Genomic DNA, 20,285 nt, shown 5'->3' with positions numbered 1-20,285 from the left:
AGCGCATGACCAAACTTGCCCAGACACTTGGCCTGACCGAGTTCCAGACAGAAATCATCGCGACGGTACGCCAGTTCGTCGAGAAGGAGATCATCCCTAACGCACCACAGTTGGAGCGCTCCGACACCTACCCGCAAGACATCGTCGACCAGATGCGCGAGATGGGGTTGTTCGGATTGATGATTCCGCAGGAATACGGCGGCCTGGGCGAGTCGCTGCTGACCTACGCCTTGTGCGTCGAACAACTCGCCCGCGGCTGGATGAGCGTCTCGGGTGTGCTCAACACCCACTTCATCGTGGCCTACATGCTGCGCCAGCACGGCACGGACGAACAAAAGCGACGCTTTCTACCCGCGATGGCGGCTGGGGAGTCACGTGGTGCTTTCTCGATGTCCGAACCCGAGCTGGGCTCCGATGTGGCCGCCATCCGCACCCGCGCCCAACGCGAATCCGACGGTACCTACGTCATCAACGGCCAGAAGATGTGGCTGACCAACGGGGCCACCTCGACGCTGGTGGCGGTGCTGGTGCGCACCGACGAAGGGTCGGACAAGCCGCACCGAAATTTGACCGCCTTCCTCGTCGAGAAGCCGGTCGGCTTCGGGGAGGTGGCTCCCGGTCTGGTGATTCCGGGCAAGATCGACAAGCTTGGCTACAAGGGCATCGAGACGACGGAGTTCATCTTCGACGGTTACCGCGCCAGCGCCGACGACATCCTCGGTGGAACGCCGGGGCAAGGGTTCTTCCAGATGATGGACGGAATTGAGGTCGGCCGGGTCAATGTGTCGGCGCGAGCCTGCGGTGTGGGCCTTCGAGCCTTCGAGTTGGCGGTGCGCTATGCCCAGCAACGGCAGACCTTCGGCAAGCCGATCGCCGAACACCAGGCCATCGCGTTCCAGCTGGCCGAGATGGCGACGAAGGTGGAAGCCGCGCATCTGATGATGGTCAACGCGGCGCGGCTCAAAGACTCCGGTGAACGCAACGACGTCGCCGCCGGGATGGCGAAATATCTTGCCAGCGAATACTGTTCGGAAGTGACCCAGCAGAGCTTCCGGATTCATGGCGGCTATGGGTATTCCAAGGAATACGAGATCGAGCGCCTGATGCGGGATGCGCCGTTTCTGCTCATCGGCGAGGGCACCAGTGAAATCCAAAAGTCCATCATCAGCAAGCGATTGCTCGCCGAGTACCAGGTGTAGGGCCATGAGCGTTCCCGACTTCGCGGCCCGGCCACAACTGTCCGAGGACGTGGCCCGGTTCGTGCGCCGAAGGATCTTCGAAGGCACTTATGTTGCGGGCCAATACATCCGGTTGGACCAACTGGCCGCCGAATTGGGAATCAGTGTGACGCCGGTGCGAGAAGCGTTGTTCGCCCTTCGTGCCGAAGGGTTGATCGCCCAACAACCCCGCCGCGGCTTTGTCGTGTTGCCGGTGACCCAGCGCGATCTTGCCGACGTCGCCAATGTGCAGGCTCACGTCGGCGGTGAGCTTGCTGCCCGCGCCGCGATCAATATCAGCGATGAGCAACTGCGACGACTCACCGATATCCAGGCTCAACTCGAAAAAGCCTACGCCGCAGACGATGACGAGCGCACCGTGCGCCTCAACCACGACTTCCACCGGGCGATCAACATCGCGGCCGACTCGCCGAAGCTGGCTCAGCTGATGTCGCAGATCACCCGCTACGCGCCGGAATCGGTCTTTCCGACCATCGAGCACTGGCCGGACCAGGCGGTCAAGGATCATCGCCGGGTGTTGTCTGCATTGAGCAAGCACGACGAGCAACTCGCTCGCACAGCGATGTCTGAACATCTGGCGGCCAGTGCGGTTCCATTGATCGACCACCTCGTTGCGCGCGGGGTGGTCGTCGATGCCGGCCGTCCGAGGCCCGACTAGCTGTTGTTTCCCGCCTACGCCTCGGCATAGGCTGCCATGTCAAGGGGGACAGCACAGAACGAGGAGAGATGTCCCGAAAGCTTCCCGCAGCGGCCACGTTGGTGGCGTCCGTAGTGGCCGTTACTTTCGCCCCGTCGGCCGTTGCTGACCCCATGGACGAAATTCCCGGCAACGGTGTTTTCCTCGTCGGGCCTGACATCGCGCCTGGGCTGTATCACACGGGCGGGTCGGGCTCGAATTGGACGGTCTGGATAAACGACGTACCGACCCAGGACTCAATGTGTTCCTGGTTCACTTACAGCACCCCGGATGCGAGCAAGGACCATGTGTTACAGACGAATACCTCCGTCGGTCCGATGTATGCGAACATCAATACCGCAGTGAAAGCTTTCGAGTCGCAGAACTGTCAACCCTGGACGCGAGTGCCCTAGGCGCACAGCGTCTACCGGCCCCTAAGGACACCGGGCCTACCGCGACGGGGCCGCTTTTCGCGCCCGCGATGTAGTCGCCTTGGTGGCCTTGCGCTGCCGAGTCAGCGTCGTCTTGGCTTTCGCAGCCGATTTGCCGCCTGTCTCGATCAACCGACTGGCATGGTCGAGGATGCATTCCAAACCGAACTCGAAGTTCGTCTCGTCAGGGGTCGCGATGCGGTGTCCCTTCCCGGTCACCTGGGCGATCAGCGGAGTGGTCTGCGGATCAATGGCCATGGCGTCCTCGATCCCGCGCGGTTCGCTGTCAGCGGAGAGGTTTTTCTCGTAAAGCCGGTGCAGCACTACCGATCCGCGCACGTGCACGGAGACCGCAGAGTAAGTGTCGAACGCCTCCTCGGCCGACAAGCCGGCCTCCACCAAGTTGGCGATCGCGCGCTCCATCTCTTGTGCGCCCAAGCGCGCCGCCTTCGGGCTCAGCGCCGCACGAATCAGAATCAGGTCACACAGAATGGGGTTAGCCATGAACGTCTTTCGCATGGAGCGAGCGTGGTTGCGCAACGTCTCTCGCCAATCGCTGGCCTCCACATAGGGGGTGGCGAACACGTACTTACTCAACGCGCGATCGGTCATCGCATTGAGCAGATCGTCTTTCTTGCGGAAGTACCAGTAGATGCTGGTGACTCCGACGCCAAGATGTTTGCCCAAGAGTGGCATGCTCAAGTTGTCGATGGACACTTGCTCGGCGAGTTCAAAGGCCCCACTGATGATGTCATCGGGGTTGATGGATCCGCGTTCGCGTCGCTGACGCTTCTCCGCGGTAGCCTGCTTTGCCACGGTCGGGCACCTCCATCAACATCCGCCCCGCCTAGGGTTTTTCGTCTGCTACTGTAATACCTATCGTAGGCTTTTTGGTATCCACCGCTGCGCGGGCGAAACACGACCGGGCTCAAGCCATCGGGTCAGCGACAGACTAGGCCATGGACCTTGGTCTGGCGAACGCCACCGCAGTGGTCGTCGGCGGCAGCCGTGGCATGAGATTAGCCACGGCCCGTTGCCTTGCCGACGATGGTGCCCGAGTAGCAATCGTCGGTCGTTCACCGGATGCTCTTGACACCGCGGTGTCAGACCTCACCGATCGCGGCAGCCCGGAGGCATTCGGAATCGCCGCCGACATCCGCGACGCGGTGTCGGTCGAGAAGGTGTTCGCCGAAGTGGGTGAGCGCTGGCACGGCGAACTCAACGTGCTGGTCAACACGGTCGGACCGGGTGCTGCCGGCAGCTTTGAAGACCTGACCGACGAGCAGTGGCGTCAGACCGTCGACGACGGAGTGTTGGGCATGGTGCGCTGCGTGCGTTCGGCTCTTCCCTTGCTGCGCAAGGCGCAATGGGCGCGAATCGTCAACTTCTCGGCGCATTCGACGCAACGGCAAAGCGTCATGTTGCCCGCTTACACCGCTGCAAAGGCAATAGTGACCAGTGTCTCCAAGAATTTGTCGCTGCTGTTGGCCAAGGACGAGATCTTGGTCAACGTGGTGTCACCGGGCAGCATCGCGTCGGAGTCATTGATCGGCTGGGCAAACTCGGTAGGCGTCGACGGCAACGATCCCTACCGGCTGATGGAAGCCATCGATGAACATTTCGGGCATCCCGCCCAGATGCCGCGTGCCGGTCTGCCCGAAGAGATCGGCCCCGTCGCGGCTTTCCTGGTGTCCCGGCGCAACTCCTACATGACCGGAGCCAACATCAACGTCGACGGCGGTTCGGACTTCACCTGAGACCGGCCAGAAGGAGGCATCATGGCGACAGCCGGGGAGGCGCGGGCGTGGGCGCGTAATGCCTTGCGGGGCATAGGCGACTCGCTGTACACACCGTTCTGCGGTGCCGACGGAGACGAAATCGACTGGGACGCCTACCGAACCTTGATCCGCTACTGTGTCGGTGATCTCGGGCATCCAATGTTGTGGTGCACCAGCGGAATTGCCGAGTTCTGGGCGCTCACCATGGACGAACGCAAGCGCCTGCTCGAGGTGGCGATCGAGGAAGGCCGGCGCGCCAACCCCGACGTCGTCGTCCAAGCATGTACCTCGGCGATGACGGCCAAGGACTGTCTGGAATTGACGCTGCACGCCCAGCAGGCCGGCGCCGATATTGCTTACCTGCAAACCCCGATGATGGAGACGCACGGCGGCGAAGGAGTGCTGAGATTCTTCTCTTACATCGCCGCGCGCACCGATATTGCACTGGGCATGTTCAATTCACCGTCGTCGGGCTACGTCCTGACTCCGAGCGAGAGCGCCCGCATCTACCACGAAGTGCCCGCCGTATGCGCTACCAAAGAGGGAGCTTTCCGGCCGGAGAGCAGTAGGCGATTGCACCAACTCGCGCCGGATCTCGTGGTTTGGGAGTGCGACAGGACCGTGTACCGCGCCGGATGGCTGCGGGCCGGAATCGTATGTCCGGCGCAACTGGGCACCGCCGGTTACCTGTTCGAGACGCCGCAGCGGCGGCTGTTCTCCGAATACTGGGAGTTGGTCTACAACGACAAGTTGCTCGAAGCCATGGACTACGGGCGCGAGTCAGGCCTCGACCAGTTCGATCTGGATCTCGGGTCATGGTGGACCTGCTACCCCGGCCGTCCGGAGTATTTCACCCACTGGGGCGGCGCCTTCAAGTATTGCGCGTCCCTGCTGGGGTTGCCGATCGGCGACTACCCGCACTCGCGCCCACCGCAGGCGGAGTTACCGGCCGAGGCCAAGACGCAGATCCAGTCGGCCTATCGACGCCTCGGGCTCATCAGCGCCTCGGGCTGACGCCGGTAAGCACGATTACGGGCAGCATTCGGCGGGCATACCGGTATTCATCACGGCGCGCGAAACTTCGCGTGCCGGGACTTCAGGAAAGGACTGGAAATGCTCACCCTAGGTATCATCGGCTGGATCATCATCGGCGGCCTGGCCGGCTGGATCGGCAGCAAGATCATGAAAACGGACGCCCAGATGGGTCTGGTTCTCAACATCGTGGTCGGCATCGTCGGAGGATTGATCGGAGGATTCCTGCTCCGCGGCTTCGGCGTCGACGTAGCCGGCGGCGGATTGCTGTTCTCGTTCCTGACATGTCTGCTCGGCGCGGTCATCTTGCTGGCCATCGTGAAGCTGGTCACCCGTAATCGAGTGTCCCGCTAGCAAACTCCCATGAAGAGGGCGCACGCCACGCTGGCGTGCGCCCTCGCTTTGCGCGAGCCGCCCGCGCCACGACGGTGGACATGCTTCCCACGACCCGGAATTCGCCGGCCACGACCGCCTGCACGCCGCGGCGGCGGCCGTTGTGGAATGCAGTACCGATAGGTATACAGTATGCGTACTGAGTGGGCCCGGAATCTGGTTGGTGAGGAGGTCGTATTGAGCACCGCCGATGCCGACGACGCGGTACTCTACGACGCCACAGCCAGCGGGGTCGCCGTCCTGACGTTCAATCGCCCGGACAGACTCAATGCCTGGGGCCCCGATATCGCTGCCGGCTTCTACGCGGCGATCGACCGCGCCGAAGCCGATCCGGCCGTTCGAGTGATCGTCATAACCGGCCGGGGGCGGGGCTTCTGCGCGGGGGCCTACCTGGGTGCGCCGGAATCGGCGGCCGGATACGACGAAACGATGAAAAAGGCGGGCAGGACCAACCTGGCCGATCTGGTCGGAGAACGCCCGCCGCACTTCGTGACCATGCTCCGCAAGCCGGTCATCGCAGCGATCAACGGTTCTTGTGTGGGGATCGGTCTGACCCAAGCCCTGATGTGCGACGTGCGGTTCGCCGCCGCCGGCGCCAAGTTCGCCGCCGTGTTCGCGCGCCGCGGACTGATCGCCGAATTCGGTATCTCCTGGATCCTGCCCCGGTTGACCGGATGGGGTGTGGCCCTCGACTTGTTGTTGAGCGGTCGGACGTTTCTGGCCGACGAGGCGGCGAAGCTAGGTCTCGTCAAAGAGGTTGTGCCGCCGGAAGATCTGCTGCCTCGGGCGCTGCAATACGCCGAGGACATGGCCCGGAACTGCTCGCCCTCGGCACTGGCCGTAATCAAGCGGCAGGTTTACGCCGATGCCACACGTGACGTGGTGGAAGCCACCGCCCGCGCCGAGGTCCTGCTGCATGAGGCGATGCCACGACCGGACGTCATCGAGGGAATCGTGAGCTTCTTGCAGAAGCGGCCACCACAGTTCCCTGCCCTCACTTCAAACGACACTTAGCGTTTGCCGGCGGACACGGGCGGGAAGGATCATCATGCGCACCTTGGGGTACCAAGCCATTGACGTCGACAACCACTACTACGAGCCGCTGGATGCCTTCACCCGGCACTTGGACAGGAGGTTTCGGCGGCGCGGTGTCCAGATGGTCAGCGACGGCAGGCACACTCAGGTGATCATCGGTGACCGGGTCAACCGCTTCATCCCCAACCCGACCTTCGACCCGATCATCGTGCCGGGGTGTCTGGATCTGCTGTTCCGCGGCGAGATTCCCGACGGTGTCGATCCGGCGTCGCTCATGCGGGTCGAACGCCTGGCCGACCATCCGGAGTATCAGAACCGGGACGCCCGTATAGCCGTCATGGACACTCAAGGTATCGAGACAGTGTTCATGCTGCCCACTTTCGGCTGCGGCGTCGAAGAAGCGCTCAAGCACGATATCGACGCCACCATGGCGTCGGTGCACGCCTTCAACTTGTGGCTGGACGAGGACTGGGGATTCGATCGGCCCGACCATCGCATCATCGGAGCACCGATGATCTCGTTGGCCGACCCGGTGCAGGCCCTTGACGAGGTCGATTTTGTGTTGAGCCGAGGCGCCAAGCTCGTCCTGGTGCGGCCCGCACCCGTGCCAGGGGTGGTCAAACCGCGATCGTTGGGAGATGCAAGCCACGATCCGGTGTGGGCGCGACTGGCGGAAGCGGGTGTGCCGGTGGGCTTTCACTTGAGTGACAGTGGCTATCTGCAAGTGGCGGCAATGTGGGGCGGCAAGGCGACGTTCGAAGCGTTCGGCGCCTCGAATCCCTTGGACCAGGTCCTGGTTGACGATCGTGCGATTCACGACACGATGGCGTCGATGATCGTCGACGGTGTCTTCACCCGCCATCCGAAGCTCAAGGTCGTCAGCATCGAGAACGGGTCGTACTTCGTCTACCGGTTGGCCAAACGCCTGAAAAAGGTGGCCAACAACCACCCCCGCCTATTTCCCCAGGACCCGGTCGAGCAGTTGCAGAACAACGTGTGGATTGCGCCGTATTACGAGGACGACCTTCGCGCGCTGGCCGACATGATCGGTGTCGACAGGATCCTGTTCGGTTCGGACTGGCCGCACGGCGAAGGCCTCGAGTCACCGGTGTCGTTCGTCGAAGAGCTGACCGGTTTCAGCGAGTCCGACATCCGCAAGGTGATGCGGGACAACGCCTTGAATCTTCTGGGTGTCACGGTCACAGCAGCCGCCTAACCGTGACTGAGTGGACCATCGTGAAAGACCGGACCATGACGGTGGGCTGGTACCAGGGCAAGCACTTTCACGCCGTCGACCAAAAGTCGATCGGCGCATTTCACCGCGCCCAAGGCATTCGTCAAGGAATACGTATGACGCAGAAAGTAATCGACTGCCTGGTCAACGTGCACTTCGGAGAGACCGACGTGCAACCCACTTGGATGCGCAAGGTCAAAGACGACTACTTCAAAGGCCCTGACTCGATGTTCGCCCCCGTCGACTTGTCCGAGTTGCTCGACGAGATGGACGCGCACGGCGTGCAGAAGGCCATCCTGATGGACTCCCTGGCCAATCCCTCGACCACCGCGCGCAAGTTCGTCGAAGCCAAGCCGGACCGGTTCGCGCTCGCGATGGGGGGAGTGAACCTGCTGCGTCCGGTGCGGCCGCTGCGCGAACTCAGTGCGATCGTCAACGATCTGCCCGTCGCCTATTCCGTTGTGGGGCCGAGCTTTTGGGGTGACGGTCAATATCCGCCCAGCGACGCCGTGTACTACCCGTTGTACGCCAAGTGCGCGGAATTGGGCCTGCCACTGTGTATCAACACCGGCATCCCCGGCCCACCCATTCCCGGGGAGGTACAGCATCCGATGCATCTGGATCGGGTATGCGTACGCTTCCCAGAGTTGCGGCTGTGCATGATCCACGGTGCGGATCCGTGGTGGGAGGTGGCGATCCGATTGTTGCTCAAGTACGCCAACCTGCGCATCATGACGTCGGCGTGGTCGCCCAAGCGATTGCCGGACAGCCTGCTGCACTACATGCGTACCCGCGGCAGGAACAAGGTCATCTTCGCCTCCGACTGGCCGGTGTTGACCATGCACCGCGTGGTGCCCGAGGCTCAGGCGCTCGACTTACCCGCTGAGGTGCTCGACGACTATCTGTACAACAACGCCCAGGAATTCTTCTTCGAACAGGAGCACTGATCATGGACCGCTTCGAATTGCGCAGGTTGGACTACAGCCTCTCGGAGGACCACGTCGCGGTGCAAGGCGCCTATCAGCAATTCTTCAAGACCCACTGCCCCATCGAAACGGTTCGCGCCGCAGAGCTTTCCGGGTTCGACAAGAACCTGTGGGAGCGCTTGTGCGCCATGGGCGCCACAACGATGGCGCTGCCCGAATCCGCCGGCGGTGATGGTGCGACATTGGTCGACTTGACCTTGGTGGCCGAAGAGATCGGCCGGTCGTTGGCTCCGGTTCCCTGGATCGACCACGTCTGTGCCGCGCGCCTGTTGCACCGACTGGGCGCATCCCGCGAGCGCATCTCGGCCGTGGCCAATGGAGAACAGATCGCCGGGCTGGACGCCCGCATCGACCCCGGGCCCGGCGTTCGGTTGGTGCCCACCGGGTCGATCGCCGACCACGTAATCATCCGCGATGGTGATCAGATCGCCGGGCTCAGCTTCGACACCCGGCCCGCCAAAGTGGACAACATCGGCCGACTGCCCATGGCTTGGGTGGACCCGGACGCCGCCGGCTCGCGGACGGTATTGGGCGAGGGTCCGGAGGCCTTGGCGACTTACTCTCGCGCGCTTGACGAATGGCGGCTGCTCACCGCAGCCGCGTTGGTAGGTCTCGTGGAGGAGACGATGACCATCGCCGCAGAGTTCGCCAAGAACCGCTACACGCTCGGTGTGCCCATCTCGACGCTGCAGGGCATCTCCCATCCACTGGCCAACATGGCCATCACCGTGCAAGGCGGACGCAACCTCGTGCGCCGCGCTGCGTGGTTCCTGGAGAACGAACCCGACGAACGGCCCGAGCTGGCGCCGTCGGCCTTCGTGTTCATGGCGGAGGAAGCAACGCGAGCCGCCACCATGGCCGTCCACATCCAGGGTGGTCTTGGTGTTTCGGCCGAAGCCGCCGCGACGGCATACCTGGTCCGCGCCCGTGGCTGGCCGCTAGCCGGCGGTGATCCCGGCACCACAGCACAGCGGATCGCCGACATAGTGACCGCTCGGGAAAGCGCTCTCGCGGCGGCCCGAATTTAGGGGCCAAGCGATGGATTTCTCCCGAGTCGAATTGTCCGACGCGGACAAGGCATTCCAGGACGAGGCGCGCAGTTTTCTGGCCACCCATGTCACCGAAGAAGTGTTACGCCACGACCGCGAGACCGGTGACAACTTCAACGAGGATCTGCACTTGAAGTTGGGTGCCGCAGGCTATCTGGAAGGGGAGTGGAAGTCCGAATCCGAAGGCGGATTCACCCGAGTTCGCCGACGCATCTGGGAGCTGGAGAAGCGCCGGGCGCAGGTGCCATGGGTGACCTGGGGCACCACCGCCATGGTGGCGCGCTCGGTGGCCAGATTCGCCTCGCCCGCGATCAAAGACGTTGTGCTGCAGGGAGTGTTCAGCGGACACATACGACTTTGCCTGGGTTACACCGAACCCGAGGGCGGTTCGGATATCGCAACCTGCAAGACCCGCGCGGTGCGCGACGGCGACAGTTGGCTGATCAACGGCTCGAAGATGTTCACTACGGGCGCCCACAACTGCCAATACGTATTCCTCATCACCAACACCGACCCCAACGCGCCGAAACACAACAGCCTGACCATGTTTCTGGTCCCGCTCGATTCGCCGGGTATCCAGATCCACGGCATCCGAACCGTGGACGGCGACCGCACGAACATCGTCTACTACAGCGATGTGCGCGTCGACGACAAGTATCGGTTGGGCGAGGTGAACGCGGGATGGACCGTGCTTCGTGAGCCGCTCAACGTCGAGCACGGCGCGGTGGCGGCCGCACCCGACGGGTTGCAGGACACCTCGATCATGATGCACCAGGCCGGGTCCATGACCTTGGCGGTCGACCAGGCCGCCGCGCGCGTCACACATCCGGATTCGCAGGGCCGCCGCCCGATCGAGGACCGGTCGGTGGCATACCGTTTGGGCCGTAGCGTCGCCCGGATGGAGGCGGCTCTCTCGGCGCCCAGCATCTTCGGCCGCGTTGCCATCGCACAGACGATGCGGGACATCTCCCCGGACTTGATGGATCTGCTCGGGGCCGCGTCCGCGTTGCCGTTCGGCGCCGAGGGCGCCGCCGATAACGGCGCTGCGGAGTACGTCTACCGATTCGCCCCCCTGGTGGGCATCTACGGTGGCACGTTGGAAGTTTTCCGCAACATGATCGCGCAGTACGTCTTGGGCCTCGGCAAACCCAACTACTCGGCGCCTGCCAAGCGGGCCTGATGATGCGCAGGGCGTCCGAGCGGGTAATGCTGGCTCTCAGCGTGCAGCCAGGGCGGGAAACTCGCGAATTGCCCGCCATAGCCAAACACTGGAAACCCTGAACGCACACTCGACTAGCGGCGGCGCGTCAGTCACGCAATCATGATCTCTTCGCCTGGAATGTCACCGGTAGCGCCGTCGGAGAGCGGAATGGTTGACCGTGGATGTGCGGATCGTCGTCGGTGACCAACGTTATGTCGGTCAATCTGTCGAGTAGGCATTCCAGCGCAACGCGTGTCTCCAGTCGAGCCAGGTGCAGACCCAGGCAGGTGTGCTCCCCGGCGGCGAACGAGATGTGCGGGGTGTGCTTGCGGAAGATGTCGAAGCGTTCCGCGCGCTCCCAACGGCGCTCGTCGCGGTTCGCCGAACCCATACAGACGCCGATCACCGAACGCGCCGGAATGGGGACACCCGCCAACTCGGTGTCCTGGGTGGTGAACCGTTGCACCGTCGTCAACGGGGTCTCGAAGCGTAGGCCTTCCTCGATGGCCTGCGCAATCAGGCCCGGGTCTGCTTGCACCGCGGCCCACTGGTCTGGGTGAGTGAGTAGCAAGAACAACAGGTTTCCCGAGGATCGGTAGGTGGTCTCGAGCCCAGCGGGCAACAGCAGTCGCAGGAACGAGTAAATGGCTTCATCGCTGAGTTTTTCACCGTCGATCTCCGCGGCCACCAAGTCTCCGATGATGTCCTCGGTAGGACGGGTTCGGCGCTGTTCGATCTGTTCGAGAAAGTACTCTTTCAGCGCCGCGGAGGCTTCGAAGGCGAGCTGATGGTTGATGGTGTAGCTGATCAACTGCACCGCGCGCGTGCGGAACATCGCCAGGTCTTCGTCGGGCAGCCCAAGCAATCGGGCGATCACTCGGGTCGGGAACTCGAACGTGAAGTCTCGGACCAAGTCAGCCCGTCCGGTGTCGAGGAATTTCTCGATCAGCGCAGCGCAGATGGGTCGCACGACACTTGGTTCCCACCGCGCCAATGCCTTGGACTTGAAGGCAGCGGACACCAGGTTGCGATGAGCGCGATGCTGCGTGCCCTCCATCGCCAGAATGGTGGGCCCCATGAATAGTCCGATGGTCGTGTCATAGGGCTTGGAGCTGAATATTCGGCCGTCTCGGAAGACGGTGTTCACCGCGTCGAACGACATTGCCGAGTATTCACGCTTGGGGCGCATCGAGGCCGGTGTCTTGGCGTAATCCATCACGGTGCCGCAGAAGACACCGGCCTGCAGCCGTTTTCGGGCAAAGTACGGGTACGGGTCACGCAGGTCGACCGCGTCGGCGGCACCGCCAAATTTCCCGGTCACCCGGTCTCCACACCTTTGATCGCCTTGCGCATGAACCGTTGGCAAACCAGTTTACGGTAAGAATTACTGTATACAAGTCAGTCTTCGGGGCGGGCGCCCCGGCTGGGCGGGCGGTCGACGCTGGCTGTATCCGGTGATAACTTTGTACGGTTAACGACGAAAACATGGCGGGAGCTGACGTGGATCCCAAGACCAAGTGGTGGAAGGGCACTGAAGGTGAAGTGCAGACGGTCCGCGTCGATAGCCGAGATACGCACGGAGCTTATGCCGTCATCGAAGCAGTGCATGAGCCCGGTTGTGCCGTACCGACTCACCTGCACCGCAATGAAGAGGAACATTTTCACGTCCTCGTCGGCCGATACCGGATCGCCATAGGCGACGACATCATCGACGCTCCGACGGGAACCCGCGTGACGGTACCCAGGAATACCCCGCACAGCTGGCGAAACGTAGCGCCTGGTGAGGGTCGGCTGCTCGTCGTCATCACTCCTGGTGGGTTTGAGCAACTCGTCTACCAGGTCGAGGGAACTCCGGAGCGCGAAATCCCTGCTCTGGCAGCCCGATACGGCTGCGAGCTGCTGGGACCGCCGCGGGTATGAACCGAGGTGCTCAACCGGGCGGCGTCAGCCGGCCTGCGCCTGCTCGCGGGCCCATCGGTAGTCCGCCTTGCCCGACGGGCTGCGCTCGATGACGGAGCGGAACACGATCGCCTTCGGAAGTTTATAGCGTGCCAACGACTTTGCGGCGTGTGCGACCAACGCGTCAGCATCGGCCTGCGCACCGTCACTGAGCGCCACGACGGCCACCACCTCCTGGCCCCAACGCTCGCTGGGGCGTCCGGCGACCACCACGTCGGCCACCGCCGGGTGCGAGGCGATCGCCGTCTCGACTTCTTCGGCGAAAATCTTTTCACCACCGGAGTTGATCGTCACGGAGTCACGACCCAACAATTCGATGGACCCGTCGGCGCGGTGGCGGGCCCGGTCGCCCGGGACGGCGTACCGCACACCGTCGATGACGGGGAAAGTCGCAGCGGTCTTGGCCGCATCGCCCTTGTAGCCCAACGGAACATAGCCGCGTTGAGCCAGCCAGCCGATGCCGTCGTGCCCTGGGGGCAAGGTCGTCGACAGGTCTTCGGCGGCGACAAACGTGTCCGGCCCGGCATTGAACGTTCCGGTTGACACCGCTGTGGAGGTCGACAGGTGGTGCATCTGCGCGCCGGTCTCCGAGGACCCCACCCCGTCGACCACAACGGCATTGGGCAAGACGTCGATCAGACGCTGCTTCACGTAGGGCGTCAACAGTGCGCCCCCGTTGGCGACGACGGCCAACGACGACACGTCGGCCGTACCCTTCTCTATGGCGGTGATCAGCGGACGCGCTATCGCGTCACCGACCACCGTCACCACCGCGACGCGCTCTCGTTCGATGGTGCGCACCACCTCCTCGGCGTCGAGATGATCGACCACCGAAGCGAAGACCACCGACTGTCCGGTGGTCATCGCCGTCATCACCGTCCACTGTGCGGCGCCATGGATCAGCGGCGGCAGCACCATCAGTTTCGTGCCGGGGCCCGCGCTCGTGCGGGCCACGATCTCCTCGACCGAGGCGGCGGGCTGGCCACTGTAGAGATCGCGGCCACCGAAGGACGTCATGAAGATGTCGTGCTGTCGCCACAACACGCCTTTGGGCATCCCGGTGGTACCGCCGGTGTACAACACGTACAAGTCGTCCGGCGAGGGCTGAACCGATGGGGGTTCCGGCGCGCTGGATGCCAGCGCCACTTCGTAATCAACTGCGCCGTTCAGCAACTCGTTGCCGGAGTCGTCGGCGATCTGGATCAGCACCCGCAGCTGCGGAAGATCGGGTAAGACCTCGGCGACTCGCGGGGCGAACGCCGCGTGGTAGAGCAAAGCGGTCGCCCCCGAATCCGCCAGCAGGTATTGCAGTTCATTCCTGACGTAGCGAAAGTTGACGTTGAACGGTGCAACCCGGGCCTGAAAGGCCCCGAAGAGTGCCTCGACGAACTCATTGCCGTTGTAGGCGTACAGGCCGAGCAGATCCTGTCCGACCTCGTGTCCGGCCAGTCGGGATCGCTCGGTATGGCAGCCCAGCCCTTGGGAATGCAGGTATGCGGCCAGCCGGTGCGACCGTTCCAGGATCTGCCGGTAGGTGTACCGGCGGTCGCCCTGGATGATGAAGTCTCTTTCTCCGATGGCGGCTGCGACCGCCGCCGCTACCTCTGGAACCGTAAATTGTGTTGCTGTAGCCGGCATTCGCGCTCCGTCACGGTTGGTGGGGCAGTAAGCGCACCATGAGGCCGTTGGCCTCGGTGAGCAGCGCACCGTCGTTGCTCGTCATGGTCGCGGCGATGAACACCTTCCGCCCCTCGGTCTGGCTGATTCGACCATGCGCGGTCAACGGCTCGTCGATCGGGGTGATCTTGCGGTAGTCGACATGCAGGTAAGCGGTGCGGGTGGGGCGAATGCCCGCCGTGGTGACCACCATGCCGAACAACCAGTCATAGAACAACGGGATCATGCCGCCGTGCACGGCATGGTTTCCACCCACGTGTGATCGGGTGAAGTGGCCGCGCATCGTGACACCATCGGCGTTGGCGTCGGCGATCGTCCACGGCGGCATCAACGGATGACCCAAGCCGGGCAACTCGAGGACCCTGCCGGCCGGGACGTCGATCTCGGCTACCTGGTGAGATTCCAGCATGGCGCAGGCGTTTTCAACGTGCTCGGTGGCGGCGGCCCACGCCTGGGCGTCCGGGTTGGTAGAGACGGTGAGGTCTTGCAGGCGGCGCAGCGCTTCCGCGAATTGGCCCAGCCCGGGCGGAGCGTCGACGGGTCTGACGTCGGGAAAGCCGCCTCGGGGCTCACGCTGGACTTCGGGTGCCGCGTCGGTCATGGCGCCTTTCGTACGGTGGAAAGCTCGTCGGTCTGGGGGATCGCGGCGAGCAGCGACATGACCACTCCGGCGCTCGTTGATACTTAATTGGTTACAGTATAGATTTCTGCAAATCGGCCGCTGCGCGGGCCAAGGAAACTCAGACACAAGCAGGTGGTGCACATGTTCTCGGCGACCCGCGCCATCGGCCTCGGACGCGACGTCGCCCGTGAACTAGCGATGGTGGTGCCGCGCACCGTCTCGGGTCTGCACGAATCGACCGGATGGGCGCCCGTCTCCGTTCGCGGAGTGCGTCAATTCGGCGAGGTCATGCTCGACGAGCTGGTGTTGAGCGGCTTCTCCCTGCTGAGTGGGGGACCCGGGGTGTTGCGGGCGTTGGAGACCTGCGCACCCGCGGCGGACGAACTGTCGACATTGGGTATCGAACGTGCGCATGCCGATCCGGAACCGTTGCGGGTCAGTCGGTTACGGCGGCGTCGCATTGCGGGCCTGGCTTACGAGCAGGTCACCTTCGAACACCATCCGCGGCTGCCGACGACGTTGGCGGCCGAAGGGCTCAGTGGGCCGGCCAGGGCAGTCGTGCACATATGCCGTCACCGTGACGGGCCGCGGCCGTGGCTGATCTGGGTGCATGGTGCCGGTCAAGGCGGATCCGAAGACATGGTGCTATCTCGCATCGGGCGTCTGCACCGGAGGCTTGGGTTCAACGTCGCGATGCCGGTCCAGCCTGGACACGGTATCCGCCGCGGGCAGTGGCCCGCATACCCGGACATGGATCCGCTGGGCAACGTCGCGGGGATGATGCGCGCGGTCTCGGAAGTGCGGGCGGTGGTGCAGTGGGTTGCTCCGAAGGCCAGCGCCGTTGTGATAGCGGGCATTTCGATGGGCAGTCCGGTCGCCGCGCTGGTTTCCCACTTCGAACCGGCAGTCGACGCGGTCGCGTTGTACACACCCATACTCGGCCTCAACGCGATGATCGCCCGGCACTTGACGCGCTGGGGCCCGTCGCGCGGTGAGTTCCGGGAACTGCTGGCATCGCCAGTCGTCGCGAAGTTGACGTCAGTGATCGACCCACTGGCCGTGGACCCGGCCCCGCCGCCTGAACGCCGGCTCATCGTGGGCGCCTGGCACGATCGAATGGCCATGCGGGAGCCCGCTATCGCGTTGCAGCAACGATGGCAGGGCCAGCTGCATTGGTATGACGGAAGCCATGTCGGGCATGTGTTCTCGCGCCGAGTGCAGCGCATCACCGAACGGTTCTTGCGCGACGTTGTCGAGCAGACGGTGCTGCGCTAGTGCCGATCCGCGAGCAACCGCTTGACGAGTTGGGCTACTACTTGTTGGCCGGAGCCGGGGGAGAAGGCCCGGCGACGCTGCTGGACGAGGCCCGCCGCGGCGAAGAGCTGGGGTTCGGCACCGCGTTCATCTCCGAACGCTGGAATGTCAAGGAGGCCTCCTCGCTGGTGGGCGCGGCCTGCGCGGTCACGGGGCGCATGCAAATCGCCACCGCGGCAACCAATCACAACACGCGCCACCCGCTGATCACCGCGTCCTGGGCGACCACCATGCATCGGCTTTCCGGCGGACGCTTCACCCTGGGCATCGGTCGTGGCATCGCCGCTATCTACGGGGCCTTCGGCATCCCTGCGGTCACCACCGCCCAGATGGAGGATTGGGCGCACGTCATGCGCCGGCTGTGGCACGGGGAGGTGATTCTCAACCACGACGGCCCGATGGGCACCTACCCGGTTTTGTTCTTGGACCGCGATTTCAACGAAGATATCCGGCTGGCCCTGGTGGCTTTCGGACCGAACACGCTGGCGCTGGGCGGGCGGGTGTTCGACGATGTGGTCCTGCATACCTACTTCACTCCTGAGACGCTGCAGCGCTGCGTCAAGACCGTCAAGTCCGCCGCGGAGCAGGCGGGCCGCGACCCGGACAGCGTGCGGGTATGGTCGTGCTTTGCCACGGTCGGCGACCACCTGCCCGAACACTTGCGGCTGAAGAAGACGGTCGCTCGGCTGGCCACCTATCTGCAGGGCTACGGCGATTTGATGGTGCAGACCAATGACTGGGATCCCGCTGTGCTGCAACGGTTTCGCCAGGATCCGGTGGTGACGTCGATAGGCGGCGGGATAGATCACAAGGCAACGGCCGAGCAGATCGAGCACATCGCGACGTTGATCCCCGACGCATGGCTGGAGCCTTCGGCAACCGGATCGGCGCAGCAATGTGTGCAGCGCATCCGTCAGGAGTTCGGCTACGGCGCCGACGCGGTGATTCTGCACGGCGCGACGCCGGACGAGTTGGCCCCCGTCATCGCGGCTTATCGAGGCGCCGGCTAGCCCGCGAGCGTGCGCAGAATGCCAGTGCCAGCGGCGTGTCGCTGTACAGACACGCACGCTCGCGGCAGGAAAAGGTCAGGGCATGATCAGGGTGCGGGTCACCGGCTCGGCGGCGGCCTGCCGACTGGACAGCCCGCGCTGCAGGGACGCCAGGAGCGCGTCGCGGGTCTCCCGCGGGTCGATCAGCTCGTCGAATCCCATGTGCTCGGCCGATCGGTACGACGCTTGCAGTTCGGCGTTGCGCAGTTTGGCCGACAGATCTTCGTCCGCGTGCGACGCACGGCTCAGCGCCGAGGCGCCCATGGCACCCATGGTCGCTCCGGGATAGGCGAAGGTGGCCACCTGGTCGTCGAAGCTGATCAGCGACATGACCATGGAGCCGAAGCCGTAGGCCTTGCGCAACGTCAGGTGCAATTTCACCGTCGTGGCCGCAGTTTGGGCAGCGAACATCCTAGCGCCGCTGCGTAATACGCCCTGACGCTCTGACCGGCTGCCCGGGAGCATGCCCGGGTTATCGGCAAGGAAGACGATGGGAAGGTGAAAGGAGTCGGCGACCATGATGAAGTGCGCGGCCTTGTCGGCAGCGTCGGCGTCGATGGAGCCGGCCAGCACGTGCGGTTGGTTGGCCACCACCGCGACCGGGTGTCCCCCCAGATGCGCCAGTGCGCAGATGATCGCCCGGCCGAACTGCGGCTGCACCTCAAACCAGTCCGGACGGTCGAACACCACGTCGAGCACCGCGCGCATATCGTAAACGCGACGGTTGTCGCGCGAAACGATCTCCAATAGCTCCGGCGTGGAACGCGGTTCGGCAGTCTGGTCGGCGGGCAGCGCGGCCGGATACGACCAAGCGCTCGGCGGGAAATACGACAGATAGCGTCGGACGGTATCGAGCGCTTCTTCGTCGTCCGCTGCGACGTTGTGGATCACGCCGCTGGTGAGCGCGACGTCGGGTCCGCCCAGATCCTCCTTCGAAATTTCTTCTCCCGTCGACTCTTTGACCACCGGCGGCCCGGCGGTGAAGATCGCCCCATGGCGGCTCATGACGGTGAAATCGCACACCGGGGCGACCAGCGCTCCGTGCCCGGCCGAGGGACCCAGCACGGCGGTGACCGTGGGGACCCGTCCTGAACACCGTGCCTGCGCCAGCAGATCGGTCGGCGTCCGGCCGTAATGTGCTCCGGTGGGGCGAAATCCGGCGCCTTCGAGCAACATCACCAACGGAATCTTGTCGCGCAGCGCCAGCTCGGCGGTGCGGTAGCGCTTGGAATTACTGCCGGGTGCGATGGTCCCGGCCAGGGTGGTGAAGTCTTCGGCGCCGACCATGACCGGCACGCCGTTGATGCGGCCGGAGCCCGTGACGATCGCGTCGGCCGCGATGTCGCCACCGACCAGGGTGCCGAATTCCCGGAACGAGCCGGGATCGAGCAGGCGCTGAACGCGGGCACGCGCGTCGAGCTTGCCCTTGCCACGATGCTTCTCGAGCCGCTCGGTTCCCCCCATGGCACGGGCTTGTTCGCGGCGCCGGTCCAGGTCGGCAAGCGTCTGCGCCCAGTCCTCGGCTTTCGTCATGCGTCTGTCTTACATACTGGATTGCTTACTGTAAAGTTGCCCGCATGGGTAGCGCCCCCCGCCTCAAAATCGACGGGGGTATCCCCAATCAACTCGCCCGTGCGGCCGACGCCGCGGTGTCGCTCGAACAGGATGGCTATGACGGCGGCTGGACCGCCGAAACTAGTCACGACCCCTTCCTCCCGCTGCTGTTGGCGGCCGAGCACACGTCGCGAATAGACCTGGGCACCAACATCGCAGTCGCCTTCGCGCGCAACCCGATGGTCGTCGCCAATCTGGGCTGGGATCTACAGACCTACTCGAACGGCCGCTTCATCTTGGGCCTGGGCACCCAGATACAGGCGCATATAGAGAAGCGGTTCAGCATGCCGTGGAGCCATCCTGCCCGGCGCATGCGGGAATTCGTGTCCGCCCTGCAGGCGATCTGGTCCGCGTGGCGTGACGGCACCAAGCTGCGGTTCGAAGGCGAGTTTTACACCCACAAGATCATGACGCCGATGTTCACCCCTGAGCAGCAGCCGCACGGTGCGCCCAAGGTGTTCGTCGCCGCTGTGGGGGAGTTGATGACCGAGATGTGCGGCGAGATCGCCGACGGCCACCTGGGCCACCCGATGGTCTCCCAGCGTTACCTCACCGAAGTGACCCTTCCGGCGTTGCGACGGGGCCTGCAGCGCTGCGGCCGCAACGCGGCTGACTTCGAGGTGTCGGCGGAGGTGATGGTCGCGACCGGTCAAAACGACGACGACCTGGCCGCCGCCATGACCGCAACCCGCAAGCAGATCGCGTTCTACGCATCAACACCCGCCTACCGCCCGGTGCTCGACCTACACGGTTGGGGGGAACTGCACAGCGAACTCAACCGTCTGTCCAAACTCGGGGAGTGGGACACCATGGGCGCGCTGATCGACGACGAAATGCTCGCGGCCTTCGCGGTCGTCGGCCCGGTCCAAGAGGTGAGCGCCGCCTTGCGAGCTCGCTGCGAGGGCACCGTCGATCGGGTGCAGCCCATTTTCTACGCCGCCTCACAGGCCTGTATAAGCGCCGCGCTCAAAGATTTTCACCGATGAGCGCGCGCACG

20 protein-coding genes are annotated in these 20,285 nt (G+C 64.0%); 15 read left to right on the top strand and 5 right to left on the bottom strand.

Going from position 1 to position 20,285, the window contains the following annotated elements; all coding sequences use genetic code 11:
• Positions 1–5 precede the first annotated feature (5 nt).
• From I2456_RS19100 to I2456_RS19090, 3 genes are all read left to right on the top strand, one after another.
• Complete coding sequence (locus tag I2456_RS19100) at positions 6–1,199, top strand: acyl-CoA dehydrogenase family protein (protein WP_085074827.1); 1,194 nt, start codon at positions 6–8, stop codon at positions 1,197–1,199.
• Positions 1,200–1,203: 4 nt separating this feature from the next.
• Positions 1,204–1,896 carry a GntR family transcriptional regulator gene (locus I2456_RS19095; protein ID WP_085074826.1) on the top strand — a complete coding sequence of 231 codons (693 nt, stop codon included), beginning with the start codon at positions 1,204–1,206 and terminating at the stop codon, positions 1,894–1,896.
• Positions 1,897–1,964: 68 nt separating this feature from the next.
• Entirely contained in the window at positions 1,965–2,327 is a 363-nt protein-coding gene (locus I2456_RS19090) for a hypothetical protein (protein WP_068032782.1), read from the top strand.
• A 36-nt stretch (positions 2,328–2,363) separates the two neighbouring features.
• Here the strand turns inward: I2456_RS19090 and I2456_RS19085 are convergent, their stop codons facing one another.
• Positions 2,364–3,161, bottom strand: coding sequence for a TetR/AcrR family transcriptional regulator (locus I2456_RS19085; RefSeq protein WP_085074825.1), 798 nt, complete (start codon positions 3,159–3,161; stop codon positions 2,364–2,366).
• Positions 3,162–3,304: 143 nt separating this feature from the next.
• On the opposite strand from I2456_RS19085, the gene I2456_RS19080 reads away from it, so the two are divergent.
• The 8 genes from I2456_RS19080 to I2456_RS19045 all read left to right on the top strand — a co-directional run bounded on the left by I2456_RS19080 (position 3,305) and on the right by I2456_RS19045 (position 11,032).
• Positions 3,305–4,102: an SDR family NAD(P)-dependent oxidoreductase gene (locus I2456_RS19080; protein ID WP_085074824.1), complete on the top strand. Its 798-nt coding sequence runs from the start codon at positions 3,305–3,307 to the stop codon at positions 4,100–4,102.
• Between the two features lie 21 nt (positions 4,103–4,123).
• The gene (locus I2456_RS19075; protein ID WP_085074823.1) at positions 4,124–5,137 is read left to right on the top strand and encodes a dihydrodipicolinate synthase family protein; all 1,014 of its coding nucleotides are present in this window, start codon (positions 4,124–4,126) and stop codon (positions 5,135–5,137) included.
• 99 nt (positions 5,138–5,236) lie between these two features.
• Positions 5,237–5,509 carry a GlsB/YeaQ/YmgE family stress response membrane protein gene (locus tag I2456_RS19070; protein ID WP_068162016.1) on the top strand — a complete coding sequence of 91 codons (273 nt, stop codon included), beginning with the start codon at positions 5,237–5,239 and terminating at the stop codon, positions 5,507–5,509.
• Positions 5,510–5,725: 216 nt separating this feature from the next.
• The gene (locus I2456_RS19065) at positions 5,726–6,562 is read left to right on the top strand and encodes an enoyl-CoA hydratase (protein WP_068162086.1); all 837 of its coding nucleotides are present in this window, start codon (positions 5,726–5,728) and stop codon (positions 6,560–6,562) included.
• Positions 6,563–6,596: 34 nt separating this feature from the next.
• Complete coding sequence (locus I2456_RS19060) at positions 6,597–7,799, top strand: amidohydrolase family protein (protein ID WP_068032771.1); 1,203 nt, start codon at positions 6,597–6,599, stop codon at positions 7,797–7,799.
• Between the two features lie 134 nt (positions 7,800–7,933).
• Positions 7,934–8,764 (top strand): amidohydrolase family protein, encoded by an 831-nt coding sequence (locus I2456_RS19055; RefSeq protein WP_085074887.1) that lies wholly within the window; start codon positions 7,934–7,936, stop codon positions 8,762–8,764.
• 2 nt (positions 8,765–8,766) lie between these two features.
• On the top strand, positions 8,767–9,831 hold the full coding sequence (locus tag I2456_RS19050) for an acyl-CoA dehydrogenase family protein (protein ID WP_085074822.1): 1,065 nt from the start codon (positions 8,767–8,769) through the stop codon (positions 9,829–9,831).
• 10 nt (positions 9,832–9,841) lie between these two features.
• Entirely contained in the window at positions 9,842–11,032 is a 1,191-nt protein-coding gene (locus I2456_RS19045; protein ID WP_085074821.1) for an acyl-CoA dehydrogenase family protein, read from the top strand.
• Between the two features lie 139 nt (positions 11,033–11,171).
• Here the strand turns inward: I2456_RS19045 and I2456_RS19040 are convergent, their stop codons facing one another.
• Positions 11,172–12,374, bottom strand: a complete 1,203-nt coding sequence (locus tag I2456_RS19040; protein WP_085074820.1) for a cytochrome P450 — start codon at positions 12,372–12,374, stop codon at positions 11,172–11,174.
• Positions 12,375–12,538: 164 nt separating this feature from the next.
• Between I2456_RS19040 and I2456_RS19035 the strand changes: the two genes are divergently transcribed.
• Entirely contained in the window at positions 12,539–12,973 is a 435-nt protein-coding gene (locus I2456_RS19035) for a cupin domain-containing protein (RefSeq protein WP_085074819.1), read from the top strand.
• Positions 12,974–12,997: 24 nt separating this feature from the next.
• Here the strand turns inward: I2456_RS19035 and I2456_RS19030 are convergent, their stop codons facing one another.
• Both I2456_RS19030 and I2456_RS19025 read right to left on the bottom strand, forming a co-directional pair.
• Positions 12,998–14,650: an acyl-CoA synthetase gene (locus tag I2456_RS19030; RefSeq protein ID WP_085074818.1), complete on the bottom strand. Its 1,653-nt coding sequence runs from the start codon at positions 14,648–14,650 to the stop codon at positions 12,998–13,000.
• Positions 14,651–14,660: 10 nt separating this feature from the next.
• On the bottom strand, positions 14,661–15,290 hold the full coding sequence (locus I2456_RS19025; protein WP_085074817.1) for a PaaI family thioesterase: 630 nt from the start codon (positions 15,288–15,290) through the stop codon (positions 14,661–14,663).
• A gap of 162 nt (positions 15,291–15,452) precedes the next feature.
• Here I2456_RS19025 and I2456_RS19020 point away from each other — a divergent pair, with 162 nt between their 5' ends.
• Both I2456_RS19020 and I2456_RS19015 read left to right on the top strand, forming a co-directional pair.
• Complete coding sequence (locus I2456_RS19020; protein WP_068032939.1) at positions 15,453–16,586, top strand: alpha/beta hydrolase; 1,134 nt, start codon at positions 15,453–15,455, stop codon at positions 16,584–16,586.
• Positions 16,587–16,591: 5 nt separating this feature from the next.
• A complete protein-coding gene (locus I2456_RS19015) occupies positions 16,592–17,635 on the top strand; it encodes a TIGR03857 family LLM class F420-dependent oxidoreductase (RefSeq protein ID WP_085074886.1) in 1,044 nt (347 codons plus the stop codon).
• 75 nt (positions 17,636–17,710) lie between these two features.
• On the opposite strand, the gene I2456_RS19010 is transcribed toward I2456_RS19015, so the two are convergent.
• Positions 17,711–19,207: an acyl-CoA carboxylase subunit beta gene (locus I2456_RS19010; protein ID WP_085074816.1), complete on the bottom strand. Its 1,497-nt coding sequence runs from the start codon at positions 19,205–19,207 to the stop codon at positions 17,711–17,713.
• 44 nt (positions 19,208–19,251) lie between these two features.
• Between I2456_RS19010 and I2456_RS19005 the strand changes: the two genes are divergently transcribed.
• The gene (locus tag I2456_RS19005; protein WP_085074815.1) at positions 19,252–20,274 is read left to right on the top strand and encodes an LLM class F420-dependent oxidoreductase; all 1,023 of its coding nucleotides are present in this window, start codon (positions 19,252–19,254) and stop codon (positions 20,272–20,274) included.
• Positions 20,275–20,285 lie beyond the last annotated feature (11 nt).

Source organism: Mycobacterium kubicae (genome assembly GCF_015689175.1).
In the GTDB taxonomy this organism is placed as follows: Bacteria; Actinomycetota; Actinomycetes; order Mycobacteriales; family Mycobacteriaceae; genus Mycobacterium; species Mycobacterium kubicae.
Note: the sequence above shows the minus strand (reverse complement) of the source record. Positions and strands in the feature narration are given on the sequence as shown.